Origin of the sequence: Cronbergia sp. UHCC 0137, from assembly GCF_034932285.1 — a bacterium.
In the GTDB taxonomy this organism is placed as follows: Bacteria; Cyanobacteriota; Cyanobacteriia; order Cyanobacteriales; family Nostocaceae; genus Cronbergia.
The window spans coordinates 28,570-35,224 of sequence record NZ_JAYGHC010000002.1 but is presented as its reverse complement, the minus strand read 5'-3'; the positions used below and the strand labels follow the sequence as shown (position 1 = coordinate 35,224).

The following is a 6,655-nucleotide window of genomic DNA, read 5'->3' as shown; positions in this document are numbered from 1 at the left end:
GACTCCTGACTCCTGACTCCTGACTCCTGTTTAAAGATTCTGTGTTTGCATACTGGCTAGAGAAATTGGGGATAAAAAGGTTACACACCAACTGCATCTACATCACATCTAAATGAGAACACAACTAAATTTGTCGCGGTTTTACAAAGCTTGTAACCCTAGCTACGCGCTAAATATGGGTAATATATTAGGGTTACAGTATTATATAGATTTTTCTGATGTACGTGGTTGCAAAATAGTTGAAGAATTGCAACGAACCATCACTCGTATTTCTCCAGATGAGCCAACCTGCCAGTTATTTACAGGTCATATTGGCTGCGGTAAATCAACAGAACTGCAACGCCTCAAAGCAGAATTAGAATTAGCAGGGTTTCATGTCGTTTATTTTGAGTCTAGTCAAGATTTGGACATGGCAGATATAGATATCAGCGATATTTTGTTAAGTGTAGCGCGTCAGGTTAGTTTCAGTTTAGAAAAAATTGGCATTAAATTGAAACCGGGTTACTTTAACAACTTGTTCCAAGAAGTTGGGGATTTTTTACAAAGTCCCATAGAATTGTCAGCAGAAGGAGAACTATGGTTAGGAATTGCCAAAATTACGGCAAAAACCAAAGATAGCGCCCAAATGCGTAATCAATTGAGACAATATCTTGAACCAAGAACCAATAGTATTTTACAGGCAATTAATGAAGAAATTTTAGAAAAAGCTGTAGAGCAGTTAAAGAACCGTGGTCAAAAAGGCTTGGTAGTGATTGTTGATAATTTAGATCGGGTGGATATGCGTCCAGTGCCATCAGGGCGATCGCAACCAGAATACCTGTTTATTGACCGTGGTGAACAGTTGCGTAGGCTCAATTGTCATTTAGTGTACACAATTCCCCTAGCTTTAATTTTTTCCAAGGAATACGAAACACTAAAAAACCGTTTAGGGGGAGGGATTGCCCCCAAGGTATTACCGATGGTACTGGTACGTCAAAGAAATGGTGATGACTATGAACCAGGGATGTCGTTATTGCGTCAATTGGTGTTAGTGAGGGCGTTTCCAGAGGTTAGCTGGAATGAGAGACTATTATTAATTAGAGAATTATTTGATCATCCTGACACCTTAGATCGAATTTGTCGGGTAAGTGGTGGACACATTCGGAATTTATTAGGTTTACTTTATAGCTGTTTGCAGAGGCAAGATCCGCCGTTTTCGAGGGATTGTTTAGAAGCAGTGATTAAAGATTATCGTGATGATTTGCTGTTAGCAATTGATGAAGACCAGTGGGAATTATTGTTTAAAGTGGTGAAATGGCAGAGTGTAAAAGGTGAATCTGACTATCAAAGTTTACTGCGGAGTATGTACTTATTTGAATATCGCGATCGCCAAGGACGTTGGTTTGGAATTAGTCCAGCTTTAGCGGAAACAGAAAAAGTCCTAAATTGGCAACAAAAACCCGTGAGAATTTGAGTGTTGAATAATCGAATATTCCTAAAGTTAAAACAGGGGTAAGGGGTAAGAGGTAAGGGGTAGAAAATAAAAGGCAAGGATATAATCACCAAGGTATCGATCCAGCTTGGGAAATATCTCTCGATCAAGTTATGACAAACCAGGATTTTACAACAGCGATCGCTAAAAACAATCAGTTAGGTTTACAAAGACTGATGAGAGCGATCGCTCTTTCTCAAGGACATTTTGCTCTAATTTTAGTCAGGTGTAACTATCAACATCTCCGAGAGCAAATGTTGAAAAATATCCGCACCATTAGCAAAAATATGGATTTGCCAGCGGTAGCGATCGATCCATCAACAACTTCTTTACTGAGTAACATAGTTTCATCTTTTGATCCAGATTATTTACCATCAGCCGTTATTGTTTTTGGTCTTGATTCTGTGATCAACATTGAAGATATACTAACTGGAATTAATCAAGAAAGAGATATTTATGCAGAAATTTTACCCTTTCCTTTGGTGTTATGGCTACAAGATGAAACCGCATCTTTACTATCTAAATTAGCACCTGACTTTAAAAGCTGGGCGGCCACGACAATTAAATTTGAAATAGATCACGCGAGTTTAATTACTTTAATTCAGCAAGATACAGAATATTTATTTAACAAAATCTTAGAAATTGGTGCAGCTAACTTTTTATCTAATAATTACCTAGATTTAGATCCACAATCTCAACAACGGGATGAAATGCAGTCTGCTCAAAATGACTTATTGCGTTTATATGGAATTGAATTAGAACCAGAATTACAAGCAAGTTTAGAATTTGTATATGGGCGTGATCAACATATTAATGATCAAATTGAACAGGCAATAAATCATTATCAAAAAAGTTTAAACTTATGGCAAAACCATCAAGATTCTCCGAATTTACTAAAACAAGCGGTTGTCTTATTTCATCTTGGGTTATGCTATCGACGTATGGCAGCTTTATATCGAGGAAATAGCCAGACTTACTGGCAATATGCACTGTTAAAATTTAACCAATGTTTGAATATTTTAGAAGCTGCACCAAGATTTGACTTGATGGCAAAATTCATTTTACCAGCTTGTGAAATGTTGCATCGTTTAAAATTTTGGAGAGATTTAAAAACATTAACTAATCAATCATTACAATTACATCAAAAATATGGGATTCCTGCCCAAATTGCTCAAGATTACGGATTTTTGGCAGATGTAGCAGTATCTGAAAATAATTGGTCACTTGCATATCAATTAATCAATTCAGCCATCACAATTGCACAAGAAATAACAGATATGCAAGGACAGCAACAAAGCTGGTATCTTTTATTGTTGGCACGAATACAAAAAAATTTAGGCGAGAGAGAAGAAGCGATCAATAATTTAGAATGGGCAAAGCTGGTATGTGATTTACAGGATGAACCATATTTATATTTAGAGATTTTATCAGAATTGCGATCGCTCTATTTTCATGAACTGGGTAACTATGCAGAAGCATTTAAACTCAAGCAAGAAACAATCCAAATTGAACACCAATATGGGTTTCGTGCTTTCATTGGTGTAAATCAATTACAACCACAACGTTATAGAGTTAATTCAGTTTTGTCAACTCCTAGAAAAACCTTTATTTCTGAAGCAATAGCCCAGGAAATATCCACTTCTGGCAGACAGCAAGATGTTAATCGTTTAGTAGAAAGAATTGCCAGGACAGATTATAAACTTACAGTTATTCATGGACCATCTGGAGTTGGTAAAAGTTCAATTTTAAAGGCTGGTTTAGTTCCCGATTTAAAAGGAAAAGTAATAGGTGAGAGGATTCCTTTACCGATTGTTTTATCTGTTTATACAGATTGGGTAATGGTTTGTGGCAGAAATATCAGCCAAGCAATAGAAAATAAAGCCCTGTCTACATTCAAAGAATTTACTCCAGCAACTATTTTAGATCAAATTCGACTGGCAGTTGCACAAAACTATATAATTATTCTGATTTTTGATCAATTTGAAGAATTTTTCTTTAATGGTAACTCCCTCACTAAAAGGGTAGAATTTTATAGATTTTTTAGTGAATGTTTAAATATTCCCTTTGTCAAAATTATTTTATCATTAAGAGAAGACTATTTACATTATCTTTTAGAACTGGAAAGACTGGGTAAACAAAAACATGATCATTCTTATAATTTAAGTGTTATTAACGAAAATATTCTAGATAAAGATATTCGTTATTATATCGGAAAATTCAGTAAACAAGAAGCGATCGCTATTATCGACCGATTGACAAAAGACTCTTGTTTTGAAATAGATAAAGAGTTAACTATTCAATTAGTAGAGGATTTAGCAGAACAAACAGATGAAGTACATCCTATAGAATTACAAATAGTTGGTGCTCAACTCCAAGCAGAAAATATTACCACTCTTGAACAATATCAAGGTTGTGGTGGGTCAAAAAAACTGGTAGAACGCTGGTTAGAAGAAGTAATTAAAGATTGTGGTACTGAAAATGAAACCCTGAGTTGGCAATTGTTATTTGAGTTAACTGACGATAAAGGAACAAGACCTCTAAAAAGTAAAGTTGATTTAGGGAATATTTTAGGAGAAAATCAGACCTTTGATCAAGTTTGGGAACTGATTTTAGAAATATTGGTAGGTTCAGGGTTAGTTGTGCAAATTAAAGAAGAGTTAGGAGAACGTTATCAACTCGTTCATGATTATTTAGTTGAACCAATTCGGCGAAAAAATAACTATGGTATGGTTGCCGAACTTGAAAAAACCAAACTTGCAAAAGACAAAGCCGAAGTTGCTCAAAAATTAAGTCAAGAAAAACTCAATCTAGCTTTACAGCAAAGACTCAGAGAAGCGCGAATTGCTGGATTAGTATTAGCAGTCATGGCAGGAATAATTGGTGCTTTGTGGTGGCAAACTAACATTCAAAAACGGGCAGCCATTCGTCAAACTATCCGGGCAGAACGCAGCGAAACTAACTTAAAGATTAGCGCGATCGCTGCTGCTAGTGAAGCCCTATTTGCCTCCAATAAAGAATTTGATGCCCTATTAGAAAGTTTGCAAGCTTGGAAACGACTCAAACAAGCCGATGGAGTTCAACCAGATACTAGAATGCGGGTAATTACAGCCCTACAACAAGCAGTTTATGGGGTGACAGAAATGAACCGCTTGGAAGGACACACAGATATTCTTTGGGGTGTCACCTTTAGCCCTGATGGTAAATTATTGGCTTCGGGAAGTCGCGATCGCACAGTGAAAATTTGGCGTGTTGACGGGATGTTACTCCAAACTCTCAAAGGTCACACCGATGCCGTATCTAGCTTAAATTTCAGTCCAGATGGTCAGATTCTCGCCTCTGCTAGTTTAGATCGCACTATACAACTTTGGAGAAAAAACCCAAATACTGGTCTATTTGATGCCCAACCATTCAAAAAAATTACAGGACACAAAGATTGGATTTACAGCCTGAATTTTAGTCCCGATGGAGAATTACTAGCAACTGGTAGTAAGGATACAACCATCAGACTTTGGCGCAAGGATGGTAGTTTGGTGAAAATTCTCAAGGGACATCAAGGCTGGGTTAATTGGGTAACATTTAGTCCAGATGGACAATACATCGCTTCAGCTAGTGACGACAAAACAGTAAAAATTTGGCGACGAGACGGGACTCTGGTTAAAACTTTATCAGAACATCAGCAAGGTGTAACTGTGGTTAGTTTTAGTCCCAATGGTCAAGTGCTGGCCTCAGCCGGTCGTGATCACACAGTGAAACTATGGCAATGGCAACCTAATAACAGCGAGGACGGATTTAAAGTTACCCTGGATAAAACTTTACTTGAGCATACTGGGATGATTTGGAGTTTAAGTTTTAGTGCTGATGGTCAAAAATTAGCTTCTAGTGGTGATGACAATACAATCAATCTCTGGACTGTGAATGGTAATTTAATTAAAACCTTCCGGGGTAATAGTGATGGTGTGTCCAGTGTGGTTTTTAGTCCAGATAGTCAAATCCTAGTATCAGCAAGTTATGATAAAACTATCAAAATCTGGAGTCTGGATACCTCCAAATTACCTGTACTGCGTGGTCATGGAGATCGAGTTTTGAGTGTAGCTTGGAGTCCTGACGGTCAGATGTTAGCTTCTGGCAGTCGCGATCGCACAATTAAACTTTGGCGACGATCTGCTAAAACAGGCAAGGTAGAAACTACACTTTATAAAACACTACGGGGACACACAGATCGAGTTCCTAGCGTCAGTTTTGACCCCAAGGGTGAAATGTTAGCTTCGGCTAGTTATGATGCAACCATCAAGCTTTGGGATCGAGATGGGGCGATAATTCAGACTTTGCTAGGTCATAACGACAGTGTAATGAGTGTCAGTTTTAGCCCCGATGGTGAAATTTTAGCCTCTGCTAGTAAAGATCAAACCGTGAAACTTTGGAATCGTCAAGGTAAGTTACTAAAAACCTTGGTAGGCCATCAAGGTTGGGTAAATAACGTCAGTTTTAGTCCAGATGGTCAAGTTTTAGCCTCTGCTAGTGATGACCAAACAGTGAGATTATGGCGACAAGATGGTACTTTAATTTCTACTCTCTTACCTCATCAAGGCTGGGTATTAGGAATCAGTTTTAGTCCCACCGACCAAATCCTGGCTTCTGCAAGTTGGGATAACACCGTAAAATTATGGCGACAGGATGGGACATTTTTAAAGACTTTGTTAAAGGGATACAGTGATAGCGTTAATGCTGTAACTTTTAGCCCTAATGGTGAACTCCTAGCTGCTGCCAGTTGGGATAGTACGGTCAAAATTTGGAGTCGTGAGGGTAAACTAATTAAAACCCTGAGTGGGCATAATGCGCCAGTATTTAGTATCAGTTTTAGCCCTGATGGTCAAACACTAGCCTCGGCTAGTGATGACAACACCATTATTCTCTGGAATTTAAATCTTGACGATTTGTTACTTCACGGGTGTAGTTGGTTAAGTAATTATCTCAAATACAATCAGAATGTCGAAGAGAGCGATCGGCGTTTGTGTCATGGAATTGTTAATTAGAGAGTAGGGAACAGGGAACAGGGAACAGGGAACAGGGGAGGCAGGGGAGGCAGGGGAGGCAGGGGAAGCAGGGGAAGCAGGGGAAGCAGGGGAAGCAGGGGAAGCAGGGGAAGCAGGGGAAGCAGAAATTATTATTCATCTCCACAGGAAA

The 6,655-nt window shown here is 38.3% G+C and carries 2 protein-coding genes; both read left to right on the top strand.

What is annotated here, in order from left to right; translation table 11 throughout:
- Nucleotides 1–112 precede the first annotated feature (112 nt).
- Nucleotides 113–1,453 carry a P-loop NTPase fold protein gene (locus VB711_RS00920; protein ID WP_323283796.1) on the top strand — a complete coding sequence of 447 codons (1,341 nt, stop codon included), beginning with the start codon at nucleotides 113–115 and terminating at the stop codon, nucleotides 1,451–1,453.
- A gap of 131 nt (nucleotides 1,454–1,584) precedes the next feature.
- A complete protein-coding gene (locus tag VB711_RS00915; RefSeq protein ID WP_323283795.1) occupies nucleotides 1,585–6,504 on the top strand; it encodes a hypothetical protein in 4,920 nt (1,639 codons plus the stop codon).
- Nucleotides 6,505–6,655 lie beyond the last annotated feature (151 nt).

Bases quoted from the DNA above. Each gene is read 5' to 3' on its own strand.
- VB711_RS00920 (WP_323283796.1), top strand. From the start codon at position 113: ATGAGAACACAACTAAATTTGTCGCGGTTTTACAAAGCTTGTAACCCT.
- VB711_RS00915 (WP_323283795.1), top strand. From the start codon at position 1,585: ATGACAAACCAGGATTTTACAACAGCGATCGCTAAAAACAATCAGTTA.